The organism is Streptomyces sp. NPDC008139, assembly GCF_042957025.1.
Classification (GTDB): Bacteria; Actinomycetota; Actinomycetes; order Streptomycetales; family Streptomycetaceae; genus Actinacidiphila.
The window spans coordinates 126,888-152,873 of record NZ_JBIBHM010000013.1; the positions used below are offsets into that span (position 1 = coordinate 126,888).

Consider the following 25,986-nt stretch of genomic DNA (forward strand, 5'->3'; position numbering starts at 1 on the left):
CGCGGGAAACGGCGAGTGGAGCGGTGAGGGAAGTGGGCGTGGGGCGGCGGCGACGAGGGCGCACCCACCCATGAGGGAGAACGTTCGGTCTCATGGTTATCTAAAGGCCCGCCGTGACCGCTGTCAAGACCGAACGTTCTCCCTCATCGCTTTGGTACGCTCGGACCCATGAGTCGGGGCACAGCAGGCGGCAGCACGTCCGAAGCGCGGGCCAGGCTGCTCGGCACGGCGACGAGGATCTTCTACGCGGAGGGCATCCACTCCGTCGGCGTCGACCGCGTCATCGCGGAGGCGCAGGTCACCCGCGCCACGTTGTACCGGCACTTCTCGGGCAAGGAAGAACTCGTCCTCGCCTATCTCGACCAGGCCGACCGGGGGCTGCGCGCACAGGCCGAGACCGCCCTCGCGGGCGCCGGATCGGCGGCCGACCAGGTACGGGCCGTCGCCCGGTCCATCACCGAGGGCATCCGGTCCCCGGGCTTCCGCGGCTGCGCCTTCCTCAACGCGGTGGCCGAGTACCCCGACCCCGCCCACCCCATCCACCAGGCCGTGCTGGCCCACCGCCAGTGGTTTCTGGACACCGTCACGGACCTGCTGGCCCAGGTCGGCTACGACCCCGCCGACGCGGCCGGCCGCCACCTCGTCATGCTCCGCGACGGAGCGATGGCCGCGGGTTGCCTCTTCGACCCGGAACTCATCTCCGAGACCTTCCTTCAAGGCGTCGAAGGCATCCTGGCGGCGCGTACCGCCTGAGACCCGCCACGTCAGGGCCTCACGCGGGCCTCAACGGGGCTTCCTCCCTCGGCGGTTCGGCGGTGAGGCCCCTGAAGGTGGTGCGGCCCCACTGGGAGGCGCAGTCGACTGATATGCCGTCAGGCGCCAAGCGCTCGTTGAGCCGTACGATCCGGGCCTGCAAGGCGCGGCGGGTCATCGGCTCGTCGGCCGCGCCGAGCAGGAGGCACAGGTCGTGGCAGCACCAGGGGCGCGCGGTGGTGCGGAGGATGTCGAACAGGACCTGCTGGGTGCCGCGTTGGGGGCGCGGCGATCCGTGGCGCGGTGCGGCCGGCGGCGGCCGGCGGGGCGATGACCTGGTGTCGAGCCACCGCCGTTCGGCGAGGATCCGGCCGGCCAGTTCACGGGGGTCCGTGTCGCGCGGGATGACGTTGGCGGCGCCGGCCAGCAGCAGGTCAGCGGAGTCCGTACGGTCGGGCACCAGCACCACCACGGACGAGAGGTGGCTGAGGGCGTGGACGCGCTGGCCCAGATCGCCGGTCCCGCGCGGGCTCGGGACGTCCAGCACGGTGAGGGGGGTCCCGGCCCTGCGCAGCAGCGTGCGGTAGGCGGATTCCGAACCCCAGGGGTGGCACAGCGCGGGCAGTACGTGGTGGGTGCGCAGGGCGCGCAGCAGGGCCGAGGTCCGCTCGCGGTGGAGCGAGAGAACGACGCTCACGGGATACGTGAACTGCTCCTCGGCCGGGACGGAGCGAATTAACTTCTCGCCAAACAGGTCAATAGGCATGGCAATGCCGCTGACACGGACCTCTCCTGTGGACGATCACGGGAGCCGGGGACGGCACTCGGGTGCGGGAGACGGGGGACGGGACGCGATGTTACTGACGGCGATCCCCAATTCCCTGTGGCTGAGCATGGGTTGGTCACCATCTGAGCACGGTCGGGCCCCGTGCTGAGCGTCCGGAGGGGTAGGCGGGAGAAGGGCCGGAAGACCGGCCGGGCCGTCGATCGCGGTCGGCCGCCGTGCTCCCGGCCGGGTCATACGGTGGGCGGCCACGAGGCGTTGGCCGGTCCGACACCGTGGTGCCATTGGGGTCTGATATATCTGGACGCCTGAATGACCCAACCAATAGGGCCAATTATCGCTCCACAGGGATAGGCAGTACACCGGCCGCCGAGCAACGCCGTTCCGGTCGGCCGGGATTGGGCAGGGGAGGGCAGGTGGTGGGGCGTCTCCCACACGTCCGCGAGCGGTACGCGTCCGGTACGGCGCGAGGTGACGGACATCGTTGTCCGGTCGCTCCCGCGCTGACACCGCGCGGGCCGATCTCTCGTGGGGCGAGGTGAGGACGCATCCGCCCGGTCCGCGGAGGCCCGCCGGTCCACGCAGGCTCGCGTGACCGGCCGGGAAGCACTCACCGAACGAGGACAGTGATGAGCCAGCAGGGCGCGGGACGGCCGCGGTCGCCGTCGCGCACGACGGCACGGTACGGGGACCACGGGGAGGGCGGGGCATGAGCCGTTGGGCCTCCCGCCTGTCCCGCAAGGGCGGCGGCGCGAGCGGTACGGGCGGCGCGACCCGTACGAGCGCCACGGCCGGTACGAGCCGCGGCGCCGGTGCGGCGGAGTCCGTCCCCGCCCCCCTCGTCGAGGACATCGACGGCGTCCTCCTGGTCCGCTCGGTGGACGACGACTCCTTCCCGATGGCCGTCCTGGCCGAAGTGGCCCACACCTTCGGCGCCGAGGCGGACATCGTCACCGTCATGGTCGGCTCGGAGGGCGCGGGGCAGGGCAAGGGCGGCGGTCACTGGCCGCGCCTGGTCACCCTCCTGGACTCGCTGCGCGCGCAGGGCACCCGCCGCGTCCGCCTCGTCCTGTCCGGCGCGGGCGACGACCGGCCCGGTCGCCCCAGCACCGCCCGCAGGATCGCCGACGGTTGGGGCTTCGAGGTGTTCGCGCCGGACGGCGTCGTCCTCATCACGCCCGGCGGCAGCCTCTTCGTCCGGGGCGACGACCGTCCCGAGGGCGGCTGGTGGCGTTTCGCGCCCGGTGAGGCGCCCCGGAAACTGGGCCCCCGCGCGCCCGCACCGGCCTGGCAGGAGGCCGTGGGCCGCGTGCCCACGCGGACATCGGGCGGCTGCGTGGTCGAACAGATACCGGCGGGCCTGGTGATCCGCCCCGCCGACGCGCCCGGGCCGCGCCCCGACGACCTGTGCTTCGCGGTGCCGCTCGACTCCGCGCACGCCGTCGTGCTGGTCGGCGCCCCGCACGCGGAGGACGTCGCCGCCGACGAGGTCGCCACCGTCCTGGCCGCGCTCCCGGCGGAACACCGCGCCCGCGTATGCCTCGCACCCGGCGGACAGGCCGACCTGCTGCGCCTGGCCCACACGGTCGCCGACACGCTGGACAGCCGGGTCGACGTCCTGACGGGCCTGCCGCTGCTCGCCGACCACGCGCCGCCCGGCGCCGTACCCCGCCCGACCCTGATCGGCCGCGACGGCGAACCGAGTTGGCAGCCGTACGTCACCGCCGTCGCGTGCCTCCCGACCGACGCGCAGGGCAGAACGCCCCTGCCCCGGCTGCTCGGCAGCCTCCCGCCCGACTGGCTCCCCGGCGGCACAGAACCGGGCACCGTACGGCTCACGGACGGCTGGCAGGCGACAGTGACGCGCTCCGGCCTCGCCCTGTGGGCCCAGGGCACGCCCCGCCCCCCGCTCGTGGGACCCGCCGTCGACCCCGAGACCTGCGCCATCGAACTCGGCGCGCCCGGACAGCGGTTGGACGCCTCCCTGCTCACCGCGCTGTCCCGCCTGCTCACCGGCCTCGGTGCCACGGCCCGCTCCAGGACCACCCTCCTCGTGCGAGGGCGGCTCACCAGCGGGGAGGCCGAACTGCGCCGCCTGGCGGCGGAGCACGGCGTACGCGGCATCCGCTACGTCACCGCCGCCCGCCCGACCCCGCCCTCCTGGCAGACCCCGCCCCGCCCGAGCCCGCCTCGCCCGAGCCAGGACCGCCCAGGACCGGACCGCCCGGCACCGGCAGCGTCCCCGCGCCCACACGCGCCCGTGGCCGTACCGCCCGACGCTCCTCGTGAACGACCGCCCGCTGTCAGGGAGTTGACCGGTACGGCACTGGCTCCGGCGCAGGGTACGGAGCCCGCACGCCGTCCGGCCGCCGCGAGCGTGCCCACCGACAGCGCGTCCCCGGCCGGGGACAGCGGCACCGACGGAGCGCTCGTCCGCACGCCGACGACGGAGACGGATGTCGCCGCGCGCGACCGTTCCGCGCCGGGTGCTCCGGGGGAGCGGGGCGGTGAACGGCCCGACGGTACGGACGAGGCGGGCCGTACGGTCGCCCCCGGCCCCCGCACGAACAGCCGGGGACACGGTCCGACGCGGTCGGCACCCGCGATCACCGCACCCCTGCGGGGCTCCGCACTCGTTCGCGCACTCGTCGTCTCACCCGGCCCCGACCCCGACCCCGAGCCTGACCCCGCCCCCGACTCCCACACCGACCCCGCCCCCGTACCCGTCGCTCAGCCGGAACAGCCGGAACGGCCGGAACAGCCGGAACAGCCGGAACAGCCCGAACAGCCCGAGCCACCGGCACCGTTGGCCGTCAAGCGGGAGGCGCCCCGCCTCGTGCTGCCCGGACATGTCAGCACCGCCGCGCAACGGGCGGCGTTCCGCGAGCTGGTGGGGGACGGCTGGGAGGGTCACGCCGCCACCGTGGACGAGCTGTTGGAGCGGAAGCTCGGGCCGCGCGGGGACGAGCGGGAGGCGGCGCGGCTCGATCTGGTCGCGGTGCGCGCGTATCTGACGGCAAATGAAGGGCCCTTGTGTCACCGGGAGTTGGTGCGGGGCCTGCGGGCGGGGGAGGCGCGGTCGCAGGCGTACGCAGGGTGTGTGGCGTCCGGGCTGCGGCGGCTGCCGTCGTACCGGGGCGTGGCCCTGCGCGGCGGCGCGGTGGGCGGTGCCGAGCCGCGGGTGGGCGCGCTGCTCCAGGACCCGTCGCCGGTAGGGGCGTTGGCCCGGATTCCGGCGGAGGGCGAGACCGCCGTGCGCTACGCGATCTGGTCGACGACCGGCCGCGAGGTGGGTGATCTGGCGGCGGCGGACGGTGAGATCGTCTTCGCGCCGGGCACCGGATTCCGCGTGCTGGGGACGTGGACCGCACCCGCCGGGACCTCGGTCGTACTGCTGCGGGAACTGCCCGCGCACGCGACCACGTACATGGACGGAGCACGGGAGTTGAGCCCACGGGACCTCACCGCGCTCACCGAACTGAAGGACGCGCTCGCCGGTGGTCCGCCCACCGAGGAGGGCCGGAGCTGGCCCGGGCGCTGTGTCGGGCCCGTGGGCGGCAGCGGGTAGCCGCCCGCACCGCACATCCGGGCCGCGCGCCCGCCGACACGCAGGGCAGGACACCGCGCCGCACGACCGACTGACCACCAGGCCGAAGGAGAACCATGAGCAGCCGTCAGACCCGACCCGACCCCGACGGAACGCCCCGCGCCACCGAAGGAGGCGCGAACTCGGCTGCCTCCAGGGGCGGTTCGTCCGTGCGCCGGGCGGTCACGCTGGGTCCCGTGGCGGCCGATCCGGGCGAGGCGCTGACGCCCGCGGCGCCGCGGTCCACCGGTGCGGCGGCGCCCTCGGCCCCCGACACCTCGTCGCGCCCGGGCACGTCGTCCGCCCCGGTGACGGCCGCCGCCGCGCGGCCTGAGCCCGCGGCGGGCGGTACGGCGGAGGCGGGCGGTACGTCCGAGGAGCCGACGCTTCCCGGAAAGGGATCGGCCGAGGAGACCCCGACCCCGACCCCGACCCCGACCTCTGCCTCGGCCTCCGCCCCGACCGCGGCGCCGGCCACCGCATCGGCCGCCGCCTCGGCCCCCACCACCGAAGCGGGCGAAACACCCGCCGAGACCCCCGACGCGAAGGCCACCCGCGAACTCACCCGCGAGACCGGCCCCGGAGCCGCCCTCCCGGCCGAGGGACCGCCCTCCGGCCCGTCCCGCAAGCCGCTGCTCGCCGCCGTCGGCCTGGTCGGCGTGGTCATCCTCGCGGTGCCCCTGGTGGCCTGGGCGACCAGCGGCTCCGGGCACAAGAACGACCATCTGACGACGGCGGCCAGCACCGCCGGGCGGATCACCGACCCGCCCGCGACCGTCCCGCACATCCCCCTCCCCCAGAAGTCCTCGGCGTCGCCCACCGCCAAGCCCACGACGAAACCCAAGGTCAGGACCAAGGCCGTGGCGCCGCGCCCGCCCGCGCCGCCGAGCCCGACGGCCCGGCCGACCGCGACACCCACGAAGAAGGCGACGACCCCGTACCTCGGCCCCGGCCCGCAGATGCCCGGCGACGACAGGACCGCCTCGGCCACGGTCCTTCGGCTCGCGGCGCGCGAACCCGGCCGCCACATCTGCTACCGGGTCTACGTGGCGACCTTCGGCTGGCAACCCGCCGTCTGCGACGGGTCCGTGGCGGGCTCCGAGGTGGACGCGCGGAGCATCAAGGCCATCCAGATCGCCGTGTCCGGCACCAAGGGCACCTCCGCCAACGCCTACTTCCAGGCGAAGGGGTGGGTGAACAAGTCGTGGACCACCGTGGAGGACGGCGCCGATCTGACCCTCGGCGCGGCCAAGCAGGACGCGCCCAACATCTCGGGCTTCGGCATCAGCGTCGGCAGGGCCACGGGCACCGTCTGCCAGACCACGTACAGCCGCGGCGGGCCGTGGGGCAGCATGGCCTGCGACACCCCGCAGACCGCCGACAACTACATCTTCGGCGGCACGCTGGACGAGACGCGCTGGCTCGACGCGGTGCGGTTCACCGTCTGACGGGCGTCCACGGGCAGGGGACGGCCGCACGTCGGCCGTCCGTCGGGGGTCCCTTGTCAGCCGAGCAGCCGCCAGCGGCTGTCGTCGTCGGTGCCGCACGCGTCGATCACGAGCCGCGCGGAGGGCGCCTTCTTGTCGGTGCCCTCGACGCGCAGGCACAGATGGTTGCTCGCGTAGTTGCGTATCCACACGGTGTCGCCCCCGGCCGGGGCGAGCCACCACAGTTGGTTGTCCTCCAGCGTCCCGGTGCAGTTCGCCTCGGACAGCTCGGTCCCCGACGGCTGGGCCCCGCGCTCCGGCGGGTCGATGCACAGACCGTCCGTCGTGTTGGAGAACTGCACGAGATCGGTGCCGCCGGGGCCGCTCGCGGGGAGCTTGACCGTCATGTTCCAGAACTGGTTGTCCTGGTCGGTGCCGTCGCAGTGGTACTGGTCGATCTCCAGGCCCAGTTGGCCCGGTCCGTTGTACGGGATGTCGACGCACATCCCGCTGTAGGCGTTCATGATCAGCACCTTGCGGTCGTGCGCGGTCAGCGCCCGCGGGTCCTTGCCGCCCGATCCGGCCGTGCGCTTGGGCGTCGGCGTGGTGGAGGGGGTCCTGTGCGGCTTGGGCGAGGTGGTGTGCGGGACGGGCTTCTCGGTCCGCTTCGGCACGGTCTTCGTCGGCTTCGGCGTGGGCGACGGCGACGCGGAGTGCGCGATGTTCTTGTAGGCGGCGGTCCGTTGGGCCGCCAGGTCCTGCTTCTTGTCGCGCTCGTCCGCCTGGTGGCTGCGCCAGGCGCCCATGCCCAGCGTGGCCCCGGCGGTGAGGGCCAGTACGGCCACGGCGCCCGCGACCCTGGTGCCCACACGCGAGCGCTCGCCGGGCTGACGGGCGTGCGTCGTCAACGCGTCGACGAACCGCGCCCGTTGCCGCCGCTTGGCCTCGTCGTGGTCACTCTCGCTCAACGCCGCTCCCCACTCGCGGTAGGTCCGACTGACAAGGTACGCGGGTACGTTCGCACCGCCCGCTCACGTCGGCCGGGAGGGGCGCAGTTCACCGCGGCGCCGATCCGTACAGCTCGCGCTCGCGCAGCACTTCCGCCGCCGTCGCCAGCGCGGTGGACAGGCGGCGCCGGTAGGTGCTGAAGGACAGTCCCGCCCGACTCGCGGCGGCCTGCTGGCTGCGCGGCCCGCTCAGATACGTGATCTCCAGGACGTTGCCCAACTGCCGCCGTCCCGGCTGCGCGCGCAGGTACGCCACCGTCTCGGTCAGTACCTCGCGCAGCGCCGCCGCGTCCCCGTCCGGCGGCACCAGCCGGGTGCCGAGCAGTGAGCTCTCCGCGAGCTGCCGCGCGTCCTGGAGGCTGCGGTAGGCGTGCTTGACGGCTTCCGCGAACTCCGGCCACGGCATGGCGGACTCCGCGGTGACGGCCACGGGCGCCGGGCCCGGCGCGGGCTCGTCGGCCAGCAGCCGGACCCGCAGATCCACCGCCCACCGGTCGAAGGGCGCGCTGCGCCAGTCCTGCACGAAGGCCAACGCGCCTTCGCCGTAAGCCTCTTCGCCGTACGGTCCTTCGGCCGGTGCCACCCGCTGCTGCCCGTACAGGTCGAGCAGCGAGGCGAGACCCGGCCGGTCCGGGGCCGTGCAGGTCCAGCTCACCGCGAGGTTCGGTGTGGTCGCCCACAGCGTGGTCAGCGCGAAGGCCGCGGCGGCCGCGCCGCCGGTGCTCCACCGCGTCAGCAGCAGCCGCTCGGCGCGCCGCAGCGGCCACCGGCCGGCGGTGTACTCCAGCGCGGCACGCGCCGTCGGGTCGTCGGGCAGCCCGGTGGCCCCCGGGTCCAGGCAGGGCGCGACGAGGGCGGCGGTGACGCCGCGGCGGCCGTCCTCGGCGACGCAGAAGGCGCCCGGCTGCCAATCCCACCACTGCCGGGCAAGACCGGCGGCCTCGTCGCCGTGCTCCTTGCCGATCGCGGCCAGCACCTCGTCCAGATCCTCCGGGCGGGCGGTGCGCAGCCGCAGCCGGTCCGTACCGCGCCAGTCGACCGTCTCCCGTGGGAAGCGGCCGGAGCGCCCCAGGTAGGCGAGGCCCGCGCCGAACGCCCAGCGGCTGCCGGTGCGGCACGCCAGTTGCTCGGCCAGATGTGCGTGCAGCCGGGTGAAGAGCCGTTCGTACGCCGACAGGTCGCGCCAGCGCAGCTCGACCAGGAGCGCCTCGCGGACCAGCTCGTGCGGGACCAGGCCCTCGGCGGTGCTGCGGACGAAGGAGAGTCCGCGCAGCCAGGCGCAGAGCTTTCCGGCCTCGGCTGACGGCACGTCCAGCGTGTGCCGCAGCAGATCCTCGGTGGTGACCCGGGCCAGCGCCAGGACGTGCAGCGCTTCGGCCTGACCGGGCGACAGACTCTCGCGCAGCAGCAGGTGCAGCAGTTCGCCCACCAGGTCGGGGGAGTCGGCCAACTCCCAGGCGGTGCGCGGCTCCACGGAGTCGGTGGCGCGTTCGCGCGCGTCGGCGAAGAGCGCCAGGGCCAGCGGCACGCCGTGCGCGGCCCGCACGATGTCGGGGATGTCCGCCTCCGGAACGTCCCGGTTGCGCAGCAGCTTCGTGGCCTCCGCGGTGTCCATGCCGCGCAGTTCGACACTGCGCAGCGCCTGCCACCACTGCACGTCGGCTCGCCACTCGGCCGACGGGGGCCGCCTGCTGCCGACCACCAGGAACAGGTGCGAGGGCATCCGCGGCAGGAAGTCGTCGCGCAGCCACTGCTCCAGCGGCCCGAGCGCCTCACCGGAGTCGATGAGCAGCAACTGGGCTTCCTGCGAAGGGCCTTGCGCGTCGAGGGCGGCCAGGAACGCCTCCGGTGTCGCGGCCGTGGTGCGCATGTCGACGGTGCGGACCGTCCTGCCGTGCGCCTCGGCCTCGTCGGCGAACCGGTGCAGCAGGCTGCTCTTGCCGAAGCCGCCCATGCCGTGCAGCCACACCACGAAACAGGAGCGCCGGTCGCTGAGCATCAGGTCCCGCAACAGCCGCAGTTCCGCGGTCCTGCCGGTGAACACCGCTCTCCTGCGGGCGGCCAGCGTGTACCCGTGGGAGTCGGCCGACAGGGGTGTGGGGGATATGCGCATCATCTATTGATGAGTCCTCGGGAACGGGTGCGGTTCCCCCGGGCGCCGGGACGTCCGGTTCCCGCGCCGGTCTCTGGTGCCGTCGGCTCGAACGAGAAGGGTCACTGATCGCTCCCGTTGCGGATGGGGGTGGGCGCCACAGGCCGACGCGACCGGGGCCGTCACTCGGCGGCGGGGTACTGCCTACCCTGGTGGGTCGATGTTAGACCCATCGATTCACGGACGGGCGACGGCCAGGGATATATGTCCCGTTGTGTCGTTGCGGCACATTTGCGCAGGCGAAGCGGGGTGCGGGCGCTGTCGATCTCCGCCGGGGCGGGGCGGCCTGACGTGCTGTCTGCCTAGCAGGTTGGGCCAGTTCAAGCCGAAGACAAGTGGGCGCGCGGGGCATGCTTGACTGCCTCCCGCGTGGATAAGGTGCTTTGGCTGAGATGCGCAACGGGGGAAGGCCGGGCACCTGGTGGACAGCGACTTGCGGGTGAGTCGTCACTCGGACGTACCCATCTACCGGCAGATCGTGACCCAGGTGTCGTTCATGATCGAGACCGGCGATCTCGCGGCCGGCCAGACCCTTCCCAGCGCCCGGCTGCTGGCCGACAACCTCCAGATCAACCGCAACACGGTGGCCCGCGCCTACGCGGAGTTGAGCGGGCTGGGCCTGGTCGAAAGCCGGGGCCGCAGCGGGACGACCGTCGTCGGTACGGGCCTGGCGCGTACGAGTTCGCCCGCCAGGGAACGGGCGTGGGCGGTACTGGACGCGGCGGCCAGGGAGTGCGTCGCCCTCGGCCTGTCCGCCGTCGAGATCCAGTCACTCGTGACGAGCCTCGCCCTGCGCGCCGAGGACGACGTCCTCAAGGTCGCGTTCGTGGAGTGCAACGCCGACCGGGCCGGCTACTTCGCGAGCGAACTCGGCCTGCACCTCGGTCTCAAGGTCAAGCCCCTGGTGCTCGGGGACTTCTCGCCCGAGGAGGAGCACGACGACCTCGCCCTCACCTCGTTCTTCCATCTGGCCGAGGCGCGGCGGCTGTGGTGCGGGGAGCCGACCGAGGTGGTCGCCATCGTCGCCGCGCCGCATGTGCAGACCCTGGTGCGGATCGCCTCCGCCGCCAGGAGCGGCACGGTGGGCATCTGTTACTCCACCTACGGCCAGGCCGTCAGCATCGGGGACTCCCTGACGCAGTCCGGGATCAGCAACGTCAGGGTGCTGAACGGGGACGAGGGGGAGGACGTCGGGGACCTCGAACTCGTCGTGATCCCCAGCGACATGCCGCAGTTGAAGGCACGCTTCGAGGAGCGGGTCGAGGTGGTCGAGTTCGGCAATGTGCTGGACGCCGCGTCCGTCCGGATGGTGACGCAGGTCGTCGGCGACATGCAGGCGGCCAAGCTGGCCGCCAAACGGGCCGCCGCCTCCGCCGCGCGCGGCTGACGTATCCGCCGCGCGTGGGGAGGCCCGGTGCTCCCCCGCGGAGAGGGAGGGCTGGGGAGCACCGGGCGTGAGGGGTGGGGTTACCCGAGGCCGAGGCGCCGGGTCACTTGGGGAGCCGGGTCACTTGGGGACCCGGGTCACCTGTGGTGCGCGGCGAGGCCCTGGTGAATGGCGTTGATCAGCTCGCCGTCCGCCGTGTCGCCGTCCAGGGACCAGACCATCGCGCCGCCCAGGTGGGCCCGCTTGATGTAGGCGGTCTTCTGGGCGATGACCTGCGGGTCGTCGTAGGTCCAGAAGTTGGTGCCGTCGTAGAGCCAGGCGAAGCCGTTCCGCACGTCCCGGTGGACGGCGTAAGTGCCGGAGGAGGCAAGGGCCTTGAGGGCGTGGTAGTCCTCGTTGCCCGCCTGCCAGGTGGCGGGGGCGGGGCCGGTGGACGGCTGGAAGAGGCCCGCGGTGCCGCCGTCGGGGACGCCGGTCCAGCCCTGGCCGTAGAAGGGCACGCCGAGGACGAGCTGCCGGGCGGGTGCGCCGCGCTTGAGCCAGTCGCCGACCGCCTGGGTGTCGCTGAAGTCGTGCGGGACGGGCGAGTTGCGCGGGGCCTTGAGCGCGGACTGCTGGTTGGTGGTGGCCTCGTAGGGGCCGTGGAAGTCGTAGCCCTGGACGGTGCCGAAGTCGAGGTACTTGAAGATCTTCCTGACCTCGAAGCCCGCGTCGATCTTGGCCGGTGCGGCGGGCAGGAAGGCGCTCAGGTCGTAGTGCTTGTGCGCCTTGCGGCCCAACGCGTCGAGCTGGCCGCGGAATTCGGCCGCGAGCGAGGTGAAGTTCCGCTTGTCCTCGGGCCGGTAGACGGTGTCGACGTCACCGGAGGAGCCGGGCCACTCCCAGTCGATGTCGACGCCGTCGAAGAGCCCGGCGGCCGAACCGGGGCCGCCCTTGCCGTCGAGCAGCGGCAGATTGCCCTTGACGAAGATGTCCAGGCAGGACGCGACGAGCGCCTTGCGTGACGCGGCGGTGCGGGCCGCGTCGGAGAAGTGCGTCGACCAGCCCCAGCCGCCGATCGAGATCATCACCTTCAACTTCGGGTTGGCGGCCTTCAGTTCGCGGAGCTGGTTGAAGTTGCCCGCCAGCGGCTGCTCGGCGGTGTCCGCGGTGCCGTCGACCGAGGAGGCGGCGTCGAGCGGGCGCTGGTAGTCGGCCCAGGCGTCGCCCTCGCCGGCCACATTGGCCTCGAAGCACTTGCCGTCGGCGCCGATGTTGGCGAACGCGTAGTTGAGGTGGGTGAGTTTGGCCGCGGTGCCCGAGGTCTGGACGTTCTTCACCTGGTAGTCGCGTCCGTAGACGCCCCACTGGGTGAAGTAGCCGACGCTCTTGTACGACGAGGCGGAGGAGCCGTGGTCGTCACGGCCGTGCGCCTGGGCGGCGGAGCCGCCCGTGACGGCGGGCAGGACGGCGACCAGGGAGAGGGTGGCTGCGGTTGCGGCCATACGGCCGAGAATTCTTCGACGCATGCGCGTGAAGGTATTGGTCTGGACCAATAAGGGTCAAGGGGGACGGCGCAACCCGTTCACAACCGGTCGGCGCCGAACCGTAGGATCCCCCAGTGGACATACCGCCGCCGCCCCCGCCTCCGCCGTCCTCCGACGACGCGCCCCCGTCCCAGCCCCCGCACGACGCCCCCACTTCGCCGTACGCCGGGCTGCCCTCGTATCCGCAGAAGCCGTACGACCAGCAGGGCGGACCGCCGTACAGCGGTCCGGGACAGCCGACGTACGGCGGCCCGTCATCGGGCGGGCCCGGCCCCTACGGCTCCGTGCCCCCGCCCTACAGCGGACAGCGGCCCCCCGGCTCCGCGCCGCCCTACGGCGGGCAGGCCCCGTATCCCGGGCAGGCCCCGTATTCCGGCCAGCCTCCCTACGGCGGCCAGGCTCCGCACGGCGGTCAGGGCCCCTACGGCGGGAATCCGTACGGCGGGCAGAATCCGTACGGTCCCCAGCCGTATCCCGGCTACCCGCAGGCCGCCGGCTGGTACAACCCGCAGGCGAACACCAACGGCATGGCCATCGCCTCGCTCGTGGTGGGCTTCACCTGCATCCCCGTCCTCGGGGTGATCTTCGGCCTCGTCGCGCTCAGCCAGATCAAGAAGCGCGGCGAGCGCGGCAAGGGCCTGGCCATCGCGGGCCTGATCCTCAACGGCGTCGCCACGGTGCTCCTCGCGGTCTTCATCGCGCTCGGCGTGTCGGGCGCCTTCGACGACGGCAACACCCGCGTCGACCGGATCAGGGTCGGCCAGTGCTTCAACACGGTCGACAGTTCGCTGGGCGACTACGGCGGCGACGGCGCGCGCTCCACCACCGTGGACGTCGTCGACTGCTCCGAGGAGCACGACGCGGAGGCGTACGCGATCTTCACCGTCGACGCGGCGGACGACGGCGGCTACCCCGGAACGGATCGCATCTCGGCCGTCGCGGAGTCGAAGTGCGCCTCTTACGCGGACGACTACGCGGACGGCACGCCCTGGGAGAAGAGCGCCGACGTCTACTACTACATGCCGCCGGCGGACGGCTGGCGCCGTGGCGACCACAAGGTGACCTGCTTCTTCGGCGCCACGCACGGCTCGATGACCGGCTCGGTGAAGGACGGAGGCACCAGCTCCGGATTCGGAGTGTGATGCTCGGGGGAAGGCTTGCGGACGGGCACCGACGGTTGTCAAGCTGTCGCAGACAGTCAACCCCTTGGGAGGGGCACGTGCCTTTCGGTGAGCAGCCCGCCTACCTTCGCGTCGCCGAGGATCTGCGGCGCAAGATCCTCGACGGGACGCTTCCGCCGCACGCGCGGCTGCCCTCGCAGGCCCGGATCCGTACCGAGTACGGGGTCTCGGACACCGTCGCGCTCGAAGCGCGCAAGGTCCTGATGGCCGAGGGCTTCGTGGAGGGCAGGTCCGGCTCCGGCACGTACGTACGGGAGCGGCCGAGGCCGCGGCGCATCGTCCGCAGCGGCTACCGGCCCGCCGGGACGGCCAGCCCGTTCCGGCAGGAGCAGGGGGACGAGGGGTGCAAGGGCACCTGGGAGTCGCGCAGCGTCCAGGACCACGCCTCGCCCGCCGTCGCCGAGCGGCTGCGGATCGAGCCCGGCGACCGGGTGATGCGCACCCACTACCTCTTCCGCACCGAGGGCGAGCCCTCGATGCTCTCCACCTCCTGGGAGCCGCTGGCGCTGACCGCCCGCACACCGGTGCTGCTGCCGGAGGAGGGGCCGGTCGGCGGCCAGGGCGTCGTGGAGCGGATGGCGGCGATCGACCTGGTGGTCGACCACATGGCCGAGGAGGTCGGCGCCCGGCCGGGGCTCGCGGAGGAGACGGCGGCGCTCGGCGGAGTGCCGGGGCACATCGTCATCGAGATCCAGCGCACGTACTACTGCTCCGGGCAGCCGGTGGAGACCGCGGACGTCATCATCCCGGCTGAGCGGTACCGGGCCGTCTACCACCTGCCGGTACGCTGACCCGCCGTCAACTCCCTTACGGCACAGGGCCGTACGGGCTGTACGGACGGTACGGGCTGTACGGGCGCCGGTGCGCACTCCGGCGTGCGCCCGGCGCGACCACCGGGGGTGTCGGACAGGTGTGACCTACAGTCAACTTCTGGTCGAACACCTGGCCGGAACGGTACCTCTTCGTGTCATTCCGTGCCCGCGCCGTGAACCTCGGGCGTAGGGTCGGGCATATGCGCATCGCCGTTTCCTCGGACATGGATGAACCGGTGGCCAGGCAGGTCGTCGACGAGCTTCGTCACCGTGGTCACACGGTGCTCGCCTACGGCGCACTGCGCCCCGGAGACCGCAAGGACTGGGCCTGGAGCGCGGAGGCGGCGGCCCGCGCGGTGGCCGAGGGTGCGGCCGACCAGGCGGTGGTCTGCTGCTGGACCGGCACCGGCGCGTCCATCGCCGCGAACAAACTCCCGGGCGTGCGCGCCGCGTTGTGCGCCGACGCGTACACCGCGCGGGGTGCCCGCCGCTGGAACGATGCCAACGCGCTGGCGCTGAGCCTGCGTTCGGTGTCCGGCGCCGTGCTCGGCGAGATCCTGGACGCCTGGTTCGACAGCGCCGCGAGCGACGCGGCGGACGACCGAGACAATGTCGCGCACCTGGCGGACCTGGAAGCCGGTTCCGCTGCCGCGACCTCGCCTGAGGGGGCCTGAGCTGATGACGACCGACCTCGTATGGCTCCTCATACGGCAGGACGAGAGCGGCAACCGGTACCGGGTCGGGCGCTACGCCACCCGCGCCGAGGCCGAGCGCGTCGCGGCCACGCTGAACGGCCCCGGCCTCAACCGGGACCAGCAGCAACGGCGTTACGTGATCGAGCGGTTGACGCCGCGCGCCGTGCCGTCCTCGTAACGGATTCGCGCCGCGCGCTGTGCGGGTCGCGTGTCTCCGTATTACGTATCCTGCGTCGCATGACCGAACGTGTGGTGGTGGGCGGGGCCGTGCTCGACGCCGGACGGCTGCTGGCCGCGCGGCGGACCGCGCCGCCCGCGCTGGCGGGACGCTGGGAACTGCCGGGCGGCAAGGTCGAGGCGGGGGAGAGCCCGCGGGACGCGCTCGTGCGCGAGCTGCGCGAGGAGCTGGGCGTCACGGTGGAGCCCCTTCAACGCGTCCCCGGTGCCTGGCCGTTGGCCCACGGCCTCACCCTGCATGTCTGGACCGCCCGCCTGTTGAGCGGCACGCCCCGCCCCCTCCAGGACCACGACGAGCTGCGCTGGCTGCTCCCCGCGCAGACCTCCGACGTCGACTGGCTCGACCAGGACCGCCCGGCCGTCGAGTGGGCGTCGCGCCTTCTGGTCGGCTGACGGCCTGCGGGTAGGGTTTTTCGGTGTCCGCGACCGAGACGGGGGATTCGAGTGCTGGTGCAGGTGGAACGCGACGGCGTGGTGCTGGTGCTCGGCCACCGGGTGGGCGAGGGCAGGCCGCTGCTGATCGTTCCGGGGGTCATGGCCGACGCCGTGTCGTGGCAGCCGGTGGTGGACGCGCTTCCGGCCGACCGGCCGGTGTACGTACTGAACCGGCGCGGCCGACGGCCCAGCGGTGAGCTGGGTGACGGGTACGGGGTCGGCACCGAGGTCGCGGATCTGCGGCGGGTGCTCGACGAGGTCGCCGGGCGGCACGGCGGCGACGGCGGGGTGGACCTCTTCGGCTGGAGTTACGGCGGCCTGATCGCGCTGGAGGCCGCGACGCGGCACTCCGGCGTCCGTTCCCTGACCCTCTACGAGCCGGTGGTGCGGCCCTTCGGCGCGCGGGTGCTGGACTCACTGCGCGCGGCCGACGCGGCCGGTGACCTGGACCGGGCCGTGGAGATCGTCAACCGGGACGTGTCCGGATTCTCCGCCGAGTACGTCGCCGAGCTGCGCCGGAGCCCGGCCTGGCAGGTGCTGCGGCCTCTCGCGGCGCCGCTCGGGCGTGAGCTGACCGCCCTGAACGAGCACCACGCCGACCTGGCCGCCTACGGCAAGCTCGACATGCCCGTCACCCTGCTGATCGGCGGCGACAACGACGGCGTCGGCCCCTACTACGAGCCCTTCGCCCGCATCGCGGGCGCCATGCCCCGCGCCCGCGTCCACGTCATGCCGGGCCAGGGCCACCTCGCCCACGTCCAGGCCCCCGCCGCCCTGGCCGCCGCCCTCACCCAAGCCCTAGCCTGACCGTCCCCGCACACACCTGCCCCCCGCCGTACCCACCCCGCTCGACCGGGCCTCCGGCCGCCCAGCGCTCGGTGCTTCCCACTGGCCCCGGCCCCGTCGAACTCGGCCTCCCGGCCGCGCCCGGCGCTTTCCGCGCCGCTGGTCTCGGCGCCCTGGCCGCATCTGGCGCCAGCGCCGGGCCGACCCCGGCCACCGGCCGACTCCCGGCGCTCCCGACTCCGGCTCCCATCGCCCGCGTCGCGCCCGGCGCTTCCCGCGCCGCTGGTCTCGGCTCTCGTCGCCCGCGTCGCGCCCGGCGCTTCCCGCGCCGCTGGTCTCGGCTCTCGTCGCCCGCGTCGCGCCCGGCGCTCCCGACTCCGGCCGACCCCGGACCTCCGGTCGCCTCCAGCGCCCGCGCCGCGCCACGCGCTTCCCGCTGACCCCGGCCGCACGCCCCCCGGCTGCTACGCCGTTTCGCCGTGGCCCGCGCGGTATCGGGGTGTTTGGGAGAATATCGGGTAAGGGGGATAATTCCCACTGACAGTGGCCGGGGTGGAACCGGCCCGACCCGGTCGGGGGTGACGCATGAGCGCCAGCGGCGGCGATGGCCCTGAGGCGTCCCCGAACCGCGCCCCGGACCCCGCCGACGGCGGTCCCGCGGAAGGCGGACAGGTTCCCGCCGGCGGCGGTCCTGCGGAAGGCGGACAGGTTCCCGCCGGCGGCGGTCCCGCTGAGGTCAGCCCAGCCCCCGCCGCAGGCGGGCAGGCCCACGCAGGGGAGGGCCCCCCGGCGCGCTCGGGCCAGGCGGCCTCGGAGGGGCCGGCGGCGGGTCGGCCGCATCGGCATCATCATCCGGATATGGATCCCGATCCGGAGTCGGGGGGTGAGGGGCGGGGGGAGAGCACGGGGACGCTGCTCGACACGCTGCGGGTGGCGGTCGTCATGCTGGACACGTCGGGGCGGGTGCTCCTGTGGAGCCCCCTGGCACAGGAGGTGCTGGGGTGGGCGGGGGAGCACATCGTGGGCCGCCGGGTGGGCGGGCTGTTCGGGCCGCCCGAGAGCCCGCCGGGACAGTCCCCGCGGCGCGGGCCGGACGAGATCCCGCGGATGCCGGACCCCAGCCCCGCCGAGCAGATCCTCGCCGACCTGCTGCGAGGGGGCCGCTGGGACGGCATCCTCTCGCTGCGGCACCGCGACGGCCACACCGTCCAGGTGGAGACCCGCGCCTCGCTGCTGGTCGACGGCGACGGCCGCCCCTTCGTTCTGGCCTCGATGGTCGAGACGAGCCGCCTGCGGACGCTGGAGCACGACCTCGCCGCCCTCGACTCGCTCTTCGACTCCTCACCCCTCGGCGTCGCCATCTTCGACCGCGACCTGCGCTACGTACGGCTCAACGAGGCGCTGGCGGCGATGGACGGCAGGCCCGTCGCCGACCACATCGGCCACACCGTGCGGGAGGTGCTGGACGAGCGGTCGGCCGCCGACCTGACCGCGCTCCAGCGGGACGTCCTGGCCACCGGACGGCCGGTGATCGACCTGGTCACGTACGCGCCGCAAGGCAGCGGCCACCGCTCGCTGTCGTACCACCGGCTGGTCGACCGGGCCGGGCGGGTGCTGGGGATCAGCGCCACCGTCATCGACGTGACCGAGCGCGTGCAGGCCGCCGCGAAGGTCGAGCGGGCCCGGCGGCGGCTGGCGCTGCTCAACGACGTGGGCACCCGGATCGCGAACGTGCTGGACGTCCGCCGGTGCGCCGAGGCGCTGGCCGCCGCCGTCGTGCCGACCTTCAGTGACTACTCCGGGGTGATCCTGCACGCCGAGGTCGCCGATGGCGGCGAGCTGCCGACCGCGCCGTACGGCGACAACACCCCGATGCGGCAGCTCGGCACGGGCGCGGTGCGCTGGGGGCCCGAGGTCGAGCGGATGATCCTGACCGGGCAGCCGATCCGCTTCACCCGCAAGTCGATCTTCGGCACGGTGCTGACCACCGGGCAGCCCCGGATGGTGAGTTCGGAGGAGGAGCTGCTGGCCACCACCTTCCCCGGCGACCCGAAGGTGCGCGCGGCCATCGCGCTCGGCGTCCACTCGCTGCTCGTGCTGCCGCTGCGGGCCCGCGGCGTCGTCCTCGGCCTGCTGGTGGTCAGCAGGGCCCGCGAGCGCGAGCCGTTCGACCACGACGACCTGGCCCTCGCGATGGAGCTGGCCAACCGCGCGGGCGCCGCCCTGGACAACGCCCGGCTCTACGTCCGCGAGCGCGAGGGCGCCCTGATGCTCCAGCGCAGCCTGCTCCCGCAGAGCGTCGTCGAACCGCCCGGCGTCGGCGTCGCCTTCCGGTACGTGCCCGGCAGCAGCGGCGCCGAGGTCGGCGGCGACTGGTTCGACGTGATCCCGCTGGCCGGCGGCCGGGTCGCCTTCGTCGTCGGCGACGTGATGGGCCACGGCCTGGGCGCGGCGGCCACCATGGGCCGGCTCCGTACCGCCGTACGGACGCTGGCCGGGCTCGACATGCCGCCGGACGAGCTGCTGCGCCGGGTCAACGAGCTGGGCGACGACCTCGCGCAGGGCCAGGCCGAGGGCTGGATGGCCACCGCCGTCTACGCCGTCTACGACCCCTCGACGCGCCGGATCGCCATCGCGCAGGCGGGCCACCTGCCGCCGGTCCTGGTCGAACCCGTCACGCGGGCGCCGGACGGCGAGGGACCCGGCGCCCACCCGGACGAGTGCCGGGCCCGGCTGGTCGAGCTGCCATCCGGCGTCCCCCTGGGCGTCGGCGGCGTCCGCTTCGAGACCACGGAGCTGGCGGTCGCCGACGGAGCGGTCCTCGTGCTCTACACCGACGGCCTGGTGGAGACCCGCGGCCACGACATCGGCGAGGGCCTGGAACGGCTGCGCCAGACGCTGTGCCGCCCGCTGCCCTCACTGGAGGACTCCTGCGACGACGTGCTCGCCATCATGCAACCTGGCCGCGAGCCCGACGACGTGGCGCTGCTGATGGCCAGGCTCGGCGGGCTGCCCGCCGGATCCACCGCCTCCTGGACGTTCCCCGCCGAGCCCAGCGCCGTCCGGCTGGCGCGCCGCCAGGTCCGTGACACCCTGGTCGAATGGGGTCTCGCGCAGCTCACCGACGTCACGATGCTGCTGGTCAGCGAGCTGGTCACCAATTCGCTGCGGTACGCGCACGGACCGATCGGTGTACGGATGGTGCGCGGCGGCTCGCTGCTGGTGGAGGTCTCCGACCCGCTGCCGGACCCGCCGCGCGAGCGGATCGCCACCCTGGAGGACGAGGGCGGCCGTGGTCTGCAACTGGTCGCACGGGCCTCACGGCGCTGGGGAACGCGTCACGGACCGTTCGGAAAGACCGTCTGGTTCGAACTGGCTCTGCCGTGACGCGCGTAATGATTCACGGGAGCTGTGCCGGGTATGCCGAAGACGCGGGAGCGAGGGGTGTGACCGCGCTGTCCCGGGGACGGTCCCCGTACCCCAGGAGCCGAGATGATGCTGTGATCGACAAGACCGTGTGCTGGACGGTCCTCATGCTGAATACTCGGCTCCAACCGGTCCATGTGTGCTGAGCTGGAGGGGTCGGGCGAGTGAGCGACATGCCAGCGAGGGCGGTACCGCCCCGAGACGACACGGACGCGGTCGACGCGGTCTGGCAGTCGAGTCCGCCCGGTTCGCTCTACGACTACATACGCGTGGCGTCGTTCTCGCTCGACGGTGACGGCCGGATCGACCAGTGGAGCGCGCGGGCCGCGCAGTTCTTCGGCGTACCCGCCGAGCGCGCGCTCGGCCGCGACCCGGTGAACGCCTTCGCGCCCGAGCACGTACGCGAGCGCGCGCACGAGCGCCTCGCGGAGATCCTCGACGGCCGCGAGTGGACCGGACTCGTGCCGTACCGGGACGCCTCGGGCGGCCAGGGCCTGGCCGAGGTCTACGTGATGCCCGCCGACCACGGCGCGCTGTGCATCGCGGTCGACGTCGCCACGCTGCGCCAGATCGAGACCGATCTGGCCGCCTCCCAGGCGGTGTTCGGGCAGTCGCCGATGGGCTTCGTGCTCTTCGACACCAGCCTGCGGCTGATCCGGGTCAACGAGCGCTTCGCGACCGTCTTCGGCCGCGAGGCCGAGGAGAACCACGGCCGAGGCCCGCACGACTTCCTCTCCCGCGTCGAGGCCGACCGGCTCAGCGCCGCGCTGCGCCAGGTGCTGGAGACCGGCGAGCCCGTCCTGGACATGCCGCTGGTCGGCACCGTGCCCGGCGATCCGGGGCGGCGGCGCTGGTCGATGTCGCTGTACCGGCTGCACAGCGGCACCGGGCGGCCGATCGGCGTCGCGGGACTCGCGATGGACGTCACCGGACGTCAGCGAGCCGAGCGCGAGGCCGCGCACGCCCGCCGCAATCTCGCGCTGCTCAACGAGGCGGGCGCCCGTATCGGCACCTCGCTCGACCTGGAGACCACCGCGCGCGAACTGCTGGACGTCGCCGTCCCGCACTTCTGCGACATCGCCTCCGTCGACCTCTACCAGGCCCTGCTGTCCGGCGCCGAGGACCTGACGGGCACCACCGACGGCAGCGGGGACGTGCGCCGGGTGGCGTTCGCCAGCTCCGTGTCGGACGCGCCGATAGCGATGGCCGGGGACGACGACGATGTGGCGGACGGCCCGGTCGCGGTCGGCGCCGTGCACCGCTACCGCTTCAGCTCCGCCAGCGCGCGGGCGCTGCGCACCGCGCAGCCGCAGGTCATCGACGGCGACGGCGGGCCCGACCTCGGCGGCACCCTCGTGCAGTCCACGCTCGTGGTGCCGATGGTCGCCCGCGACACCGTACTGGGGCTGGTGCAGTTCTCCCGTGCCAAGGGCAGCGAGCCGTTCGTGGACCGCGACCGGATGCTCGCCGAGGAACTGGCCGCCCGCGCCGCGGTGTTCATCGACAACGCCCGGCTCTACCGGCGTGAGCACGAGCGCGCGCTGATCCTCCAGCGCAGCCTGCTGCCCCCCGACGACCCCGAGGCCGCGGGCCTCGACATCGCCTGCCGCTATCTGCCGGGCAGCATGGAGACCGAGGTCGGCGGCGACTGGTTCGACGTCATCGAACTGCCGGGCCACCGCACCGCGTTGGTGGTCGGCGACGTGATGGGCCGCGGCCTGCGCGCCGCCGTCGCGATGGGCGAACTGCGTACCGCCGTACGGACCCTGGCCGCGCTCGACCTCGAACCCGCCGAAGTGCTGGGCGCGTTGGACGAGGTGGCCAACGGCCTCGGCTCCCCGAACCAGGGCCGTACCCGCCGGGCCAAGGACCGCGGCGGCGCCGACCTGTCCGAGGTCTACCTGGCCACCTGTATCTACGTGGTCTACGACGCGGTCACCCGGCGCTGCACGATCGCCAACGCGGGCCATCTGCCGCCGGTCGTCGTGGAGTCGGGCGAGTCGCCGCTGCTGCTCGAAGTGCCCAGGGGAGTGCCGCTGGGCGTGGGCGGCGAGCCGTTCGAGGAGATCGAGGTCGAGCTGAACGAGGGGGCGCTGCTCGCCCTGTACACCGACGGTCTCGTGGAGTCCCGCAACCACCCGCTGGACGAGGGTCTCGACGCCTTCCGGGACTCGCTGGCCGGGCCGCCGAGACCCCTTGAGGACATCTGCGACCACGTGCTGGCCACCTTGGACACCGCGCACGGTGAGGACGACATCGCCCTGCTGATGGCCAGGATCCGCGGTCTGCCCGCGGAGCAGGTCGGCGACTGGACGCTGGAACCGCGCCCCACGTCGGTGGCCAGGGCCCGCGAGCTGGCCCGCGAGCAACTGCTGAGCTGGGGGCTCGGTGACCTGGTCGACACCACGGAACTGCTGGTCAGCGAGCTGGTCACCAACGCGCTGCGGCACGGCTACGGCGACATAAGACTGCGGCTGCTGCTGGACCGCACCCTGGTGTGCGAGGTGTGGGACAGCGCCCTGGTGCAGCCGCGCCGCCGCCGCGCCCGTGACACCGACGAGGGCGGGCGCGGCCTGCAACTGGTCACGATGCTCAGCGAGAGCTGGGGCAGCCGCCGTACCCACCGCGGCAAGACCGTCTGGTTCGAACTCGCCCTGCCCGGCGAGCAGTCCCACTCCAGCGGTCCTTCGGTGGACGAACTGCTGAGCATGTTCTAGCGCCTGCCGCGCGCGGCAAGCGGACGGCCGTCGGCGGTCAGGCCGCGCGGCCCTTGAGCTCGGCCAGCCGCGCGTCGATCTCCGCGCTGTCGCCGAGCGCGTCCAGCGACTCGAACTGCGCGTCGAGCGAGGACGCGGCCAGCTCCTCCTTGCCCTTGGCCCTGGCCTCCTCGCGCCGCACCTTGTCCTCGAAGCGGCCCAGTTCGCTGGTCGGGTCGAGCACGTCGATGTTCTTGACCGCGTCCATCATCTGGTTCTGCGCCTGCGCGGACTTCGCGCGCGCCACCAACGAGTCGCGCTTGCCCTGGAGTTCGCCCAGCTTGGCCTTCATCGAGTCCAGGCCGGACTTGAGCTTGCTCACGATCTCGTTCTGCGAGGCGATCGTCGGCTCGGCCGTCCGCGCCTCCTTCTCGGACTGGAGCTGACGGCCCAGCGCGATCTTGGCGAGGTTGTCGAAGCGGTCGGCCTCCGCGGCGTTGCCCGAGGCGCGCTGCTCGTCGGCCTTCTTGCTGGCCGCCAGCGCCTTGTCGCCCCACTCCTTGGCCGCCGCGACGTCCTCGGCGTGGTCCTGCTCCATCAGCCGCAGATTGCCGATGGTGGTGGCCACCGCCTCCTCGGCCTCGCGGATGTTGGTGGTGTAGTCCCTGATGAGCTGGTCCATCATCTTCTGCGGGTCCTCGGCCTGGTCGAGGAGGGCGTTGATGTTGGCCTTGGCGAGCTGGGTTACCCGGCCGAGGATGGTCTGCTTCGTCATGGTCGTACTCCTTGCGTGTCCGTATCCGTGGGCCCGAAAGAGGGGCCGGAAAGTAGGGGGCGAGAAAGGAGGGGGGTCAGGGGAGTTCAGAAACGGCCGCCGCCGCCCATCCGGCCGCGGGTCTGGCCGCCGCCGAAGCTGCCGGGTCCCGAGCCGCCGCCCCCGAAGCCCCCGCCGAAGCCGCCACCCCGGCCGCGCCCGCCGCCGAGGATCTCGCCGAGGATGATCCCGCCGAGCACCGCGCCGCCCATGCCGCCGCCGGAGCGCCGGCCGCCGGACCCGCCGAAGCCCCCGCCGTACCCGCCGACGTCGCGCCGGGCCGCGTCCTGCGCCTGCCGGGCCAGCCGGTCCGCCTCCTGCGCGTGCGCCAGCGCGCCCGCCGCGTCGGAACCGGCCAGCGCCCCGGCCTGCTGGAGCCGCCGTTCCGCCTCGGTGAGCCGGGTACGGGCCTGGCTGCCGACCGCGCCGCGGTTGGTGGTGACCATGTCGCGGGCGGCGGCCACCTCGCTGCGCGCCCCCAGCAGCGCCTGGTCCAGCAGCCCGCGCGCCCGCTGCTCGCTGACCTCCCGCTCGCGGGCCCCCGCCAGCGCCTCGTCCAGCGCCGCGTCCGCCTCCTCGACCCGGCGCAGCCCGGCGATCGGGTCGTAGCGCCCCGCCGCCAACTCCTGCCGTACGTCGGCCACGACCGTCTCGGCGCGGGCGATCCTGCCCTGGAGGTCGGCGGTGGAGACCCCGGCGGCGGTGCCGCCGAGCAGGCCGCGGGCCTCGGCCAAGTCGGTGTCGGCCTCGGTCAGCGCGTCCCGCAGCTTCCCGTCGGCCTCCGCCAGTTCCTGGGCCCTTCGGGTGACGGAGTCGGTGAGCATGACCGCCTGGTCCAGCGCGCCCTCGGCGGCCCGTACGTACACGGCGACCTTGCCGTGGTCGGTGCCGACGGCGGCCCTGGCCTGTACGAGGCTGGCGTGGGCGAACTCCAGCCGGTCCCTGGCCTCGGCCGGGTGGCCGGTGACCGGGTCGAGCGCGGCGTCCGCGTACTTCTGCGCCAGCGGCGCCAGCGACGCCTCGGCGGTGTCGATCCGGCTCGGCAGCGCCGCCGCCTTCGCCTCGGCCTGCTCCAGCACCTCCGGCGCGTTCGCCTCCAGGGCGCGCAGCCGGTCGAATGCCTCGGACTCCGCGTCCAGCCGCCGGTTGGCCTGGGTGCAGCGGGACAGGATCTCGTCCAGCATCTGCCGGCGGGTCGCGTCGTCCTCGGGTATCGCGTCATCGAGTTGCTGCCGCAGCCGGAAGGCCGCGGTCAGCTCGGTCTTGGCGTACTCGACGGCCTCGGCGAACGGCCGCGCGGCCTCCTCGCCGAACTGCGCCGCCGCGAAGCCCACGTCCTCCTGGCTGGTGCGGACCGCGTCGTCGGTCTGCACCAGCAGATGCTTGGCCTGCGAGTCCAGCTCGGGCAGCGGGGTCGGCTGCGGGGCGCCCCAGCCGCGCTCGCCGGGCGCCGGTTTGGCGGGCTGCCGCGGGCCGCGCTTCCTGCGGAACGCCCACACCCCGACCGCGCCCGCGGCGCCGACGGCCACCACCGGAATCCACAGGTCGGCCGCGGAGTCGCCCGGGGGGGCCCCGCTGCCGCCCGGGTCCGCGGTGCCGGGGGTGATCGAGGGGACGGTCACCGGAAGGCCGCTGAGGACCGCGTCGTAGCCGGTGGCCGCGCCGATCGCGGCGCCCGCCCAGTCGTTCTGCCGCAGCGCGGGTTCCACGGCCTGGCTGCTGACCTCGTTGAGCTGGGCCGCGGTCAGGCCGGAGTCCTGGTCGGCGGAGACCGCGTACTGCCGGTCGTGGGTGGCCACCGCCAGCAGGACGTCCCGCTGGCCCAGGCCGTTCTTGGTCGCGGTCGCGTTCGCCCAGTCCTGCGGACCGCGGCCGGAGAAGGTGCGGACGTACGCCACGAAGAGCTGGACGCGCTGCTTCTGGTAGAGGCCGTCCAGCGCCGTGACGACCTGCGACTGCCGGTCGCCCAGTGCGCCGACCTTGTCGGTTATCTGGCCGGACCTGGACAGCGTGATCGGGTCGTCCGCCCGTGCCGACGGCGCGCCGGACAGCAGTATCAGGGCGCCGAGCGCCGCAACGATTCCCGCGAGTCGCCGCATGCGTACCGCGCCCTTCGCCGCGCCACGGCCGCTTGCCGCGTGCTCCTTTTCGGAGGCTATGTCCGGTGTGTCCGGAGCGCGACTCGGAGATCCGTTTTCTGTTCTCGCCCGCCTGCCCGCCTGCCCGCCTGCCCGCCTGCCCGCCTGCCCGCCTGCCCGCCCCGTGCGGGGCGGGCGGGGGGA

18 protein-coding genes are annotated in these 25,986 nt (G+C 73.6%); 12 read left to right on the top strand and 6 right to left on the bottom strand.

Going from position 1 to position 25,986, the window contains the following annotated elements; genetic code table 11:
• Nucleotides 1-168: 168 nt before the first annotated feature.
• A complete protein-coding gene (locus tag ACFZBB_RS26775; protein WP_391127253.1) occupies nucleotides 169-753 on the top strand; it encodes a TetR family transcriptional regulator in 585 nt (194 codons plus the stop codon).
• Nucleotides 754-772: 19 nt separating this feature from the next.
• Here the strand turns inward: ACFZBB_RS26775 and ACFZBB_RS26780 are convergent, their stop codons facing one another.
• Nucleotides 773-1,519, bottom strand: a complete 747-nt coding sequence (locus tag ACFZBB_RS26780) for a hypothetical protein (RefSeq protein WP_391127256.1) — start codon at nucleotides 1,517-1,519, stop codon at nucleotides 773-775.
• 727 nt (nucleotides 1,520-2,246) lie between these two features.
• On the opposite strand from ACFZBB_RS26780, the gene ACFZBB_RS26785 reads away from it, so the two are divergent.
• The gene (locus ACFZBB_RS26785; RefSeq protein ID WP_391127259.1) at nucleotides 2,247-5,105 is read left to right on the top strand and encodes a hypothetical protein; all 2,859 of its coding nucleotides are present in this window, start codon (nucleotides 2,247-2,249) and stop codon (nucleotides 5,103-5,105) included.
• Between the two features lie 95 nt (nucleotides 5,106-5,200).
• Entirely contained in the window at nucleotides 5,201-6,571 is a 1,371-nt protein-coding gene (locus ACFZBB_RS26790; RefSeq protein ID WP_391127262.1) for a hypothetical protein, read from the top strand.
• A gap of 56 nt (nucleotides 6,572-6,627) precedes the next feature.
• On the opposite strand, the gene ACFZBB_RS26795 is transcribed toward ACFZBB_RS26790, so the two are convergent.
• Together ACFZBB_RS26795 and ACFZBB_RS26800 are read right to left on the bottom strand one after the other, a co-directional pair.
• Complete coding sequence (locus ACFZBB_RS26795; RefSeq protein ID WP_391127265.1) at nucleotides 6,628-7,518, bottom strand: RICIN domain-containing protein; 891 nt, start codon at nucleotides 7,516-7,518, stop codon at nucleotides 6,628-6,630.
• A gap of 88 nt (nucleotides 7,519-7,606) precedes the next feature.
• Nucleotides 7,607-9,670, bottom strand: coding sequence for a hypothetical protein (locus ACFZBB_RS26800; RefSeq protein ID WP_391127268.1), 2,064 nt, complete (start codon nucleotides 9,668-9,670; stop codon nucleotides 7,607-7,609).
• A gap of 478 nt (nucleotides 9,671-10,148) precedes the next feature.
• On the opposite strand from ACFZBB_RS26800, the gene ACFZBB_RS26805 reads away from it, so the two are divergent.
• Complete coding sequence (locus ACFZBB_RS26805) at nucleotides 10,149-11,096, top strand: GntR family transcriptional regulator (protein ID WP_391127271.1); 948 nt, start codon at nucleotides 10,149-10,151, stop codon at nucleotides 11,094-11,096.
• Nucleotides 11,097-11,233: 137 nt separating this feature from the next.
• Here the strand turns inward: ACFZBB_RS26805 and ACFZBB_RS26810 are convergent, their stop codons facing one another.
• Entirely contained in the window at nucleotides 11,234-12,604 is a 1,371-nt protein-coding gene (locus tag ACFZBB_RS26810; RefSeq protein WP_391127274.1) for a glycosyl hydrolase family 18 protein, read from the bottom strand.
• A gap of 92 nt (nucleotides 12,605-12,696) precedes the next feature.
• On the opposite strand from ACFZBB_RS26810, the gene ACFZBB_RS26815 reads away from it, so the two are divergent.
• The 8 genes from ACFZBB_RS26815 to ACFZBB_RS26850 all read left to right on the top strand — a co-directional run bounded on the left by ACFZBB_RS26815 (nucleotide 12,697) and on the right by ACFZBB_RS26850 (nucleotide 22,911).
• Nucleotides 12,697-13,764, top strand: a complete 1,068-nt coding sequence (locus tag ACFZBB_RS26815) for a DUF4190 domain-containing protein (RefSeq protein WP_391127277.1) — start codon at nucleotides 12,697-12,699, stop codon at nucleotides 13,762-13,764.
• Between the two features lie 77 nt (nucleotides 13,765-13,841).
• Nucleotides 13,842-14,594 carry a GntR family transcriptional regulator gene (locus tag ACFZBB_RS26820; protein ID WP_355348321.1) on the top strand — a complete coding sequence of 251 codons (753 nt, stop codon included), beginning with the start codon at nucleotides 13,842-13,844 and terminating at the stop codon, nucleotides 14,592-14,594.
• A gap of 221 nt (nucleotides 14,595-14,815) precedes the next feature.
• Nucleotides 14,816-15,289: an RpiB/LacA/LacB family sugar-phosphate isomerase gene (locus ACFZBB_RS26825; protein ID WP_391127280.1), complete on the top strand. Its 474-nt coding sequence runs from the start codon at nucleotides 14,816-14,818 to the stop codon at nucleotides 15,287-15,289.
• Between the two features lie 4 nt (nucleotides 15,290-15,293).
• Complete coding sequence (locus ACFZBB_RS26830) at nucleotides 15,294-15,488, top strand: SPOR domain-containing protein (RefSeq protein ID WP_391127283.1); 195 nt, start codon at nucleotides 15,294-15,296, stop codon at nucleotides 15,486-15,488.
• A 59-nt stretch (nucleotides 15,489-15,547) separates the two neighbouring features.
• Entirely contained in the window at nucleotides 15,548-15,940 is a 393-nt protein-coding gene (locus tag ACFZBB_RS26835; protein ID WP_391127286.1) for an NUDIX domain-containing protein, read from the top strand.
• 51 nt (nucleotides 15,941-15,991) lie between these two features.
• Nucleotides 15,992-16,789 (top strand): alpha/beta fold hydrolase, encoded by a 798-nt coding sequence (locus tag ACFZBB_RS26840; RefSeq protein WP_391127289.1) that lies wholly within the window; start codon nucleotides 15,992-15,994, stop codon nucleotides 16,787-16,789.
• Nucleotides 16,790-17,626: 837 nt separating this feature from the next.
• Nucleotides 17,627-20,155 (top strand): SpoIIE family protein phosphatase, encoded by a 2,529-nt coding sequence (locus ACFZBB_RS26845; RefSeq protein WP_391127291.1) that lies wholly within the window; start codon nucleotides 17,627-17,629, stop codon nucleotides 20,153-20,155.
• A gap of 212 nt (nucleotides 20,156-20,367) precedes the next feature.
• A complete protein-coding gene (locus ACFZBB_RS26850; RefSeq protein ID WP_391127522.1) occupies nucleotides 20,368-22,911 on the top strand; it encodes a SpoIIE family protein phosphatase in 2,544 nt (847 codons plus the stop codon).
• Nucleotides 22,912-22,948: 37 nt separating this feature from the next.
• On the opposite strand, the gene ACFZBB_RS26855 is transcribed toward ACFZBB_RS26850, so the two are convergent.
• Together ACFZBB_RS26855 and ACFZBB_RS26860 are read right to left on the bottom strand one after the other, a co-directional pair.
• The gene (locus tag ACFZBB_RS26855) at nucleotides 22,949-23,665 is read right to left on the bottom strand and encodes a PspA/IM30 family protein (RefSeq protein WP_391127295.1); all 717 of its coding nucleotides are present in this window, start codon (nucleotides 23,663-23,665) and stop codon (nucleotides 22,949-22,951) included.
• Between the two features lie 86 nt (nucleotides 23,666-23,751).
• A complete protein-coding gene (locus ACFZBB_RS26860) occupies nucleotides 23,752-25,803 on the bottom strand; it encodes a TPM domain-containing protein (RefSeq protein WP_391127298.1) in 2,052 nt (683 codons plus the stop codon).
• Nucleotides 25,804-25,986 lie beyond the last annotated feature (183 nt).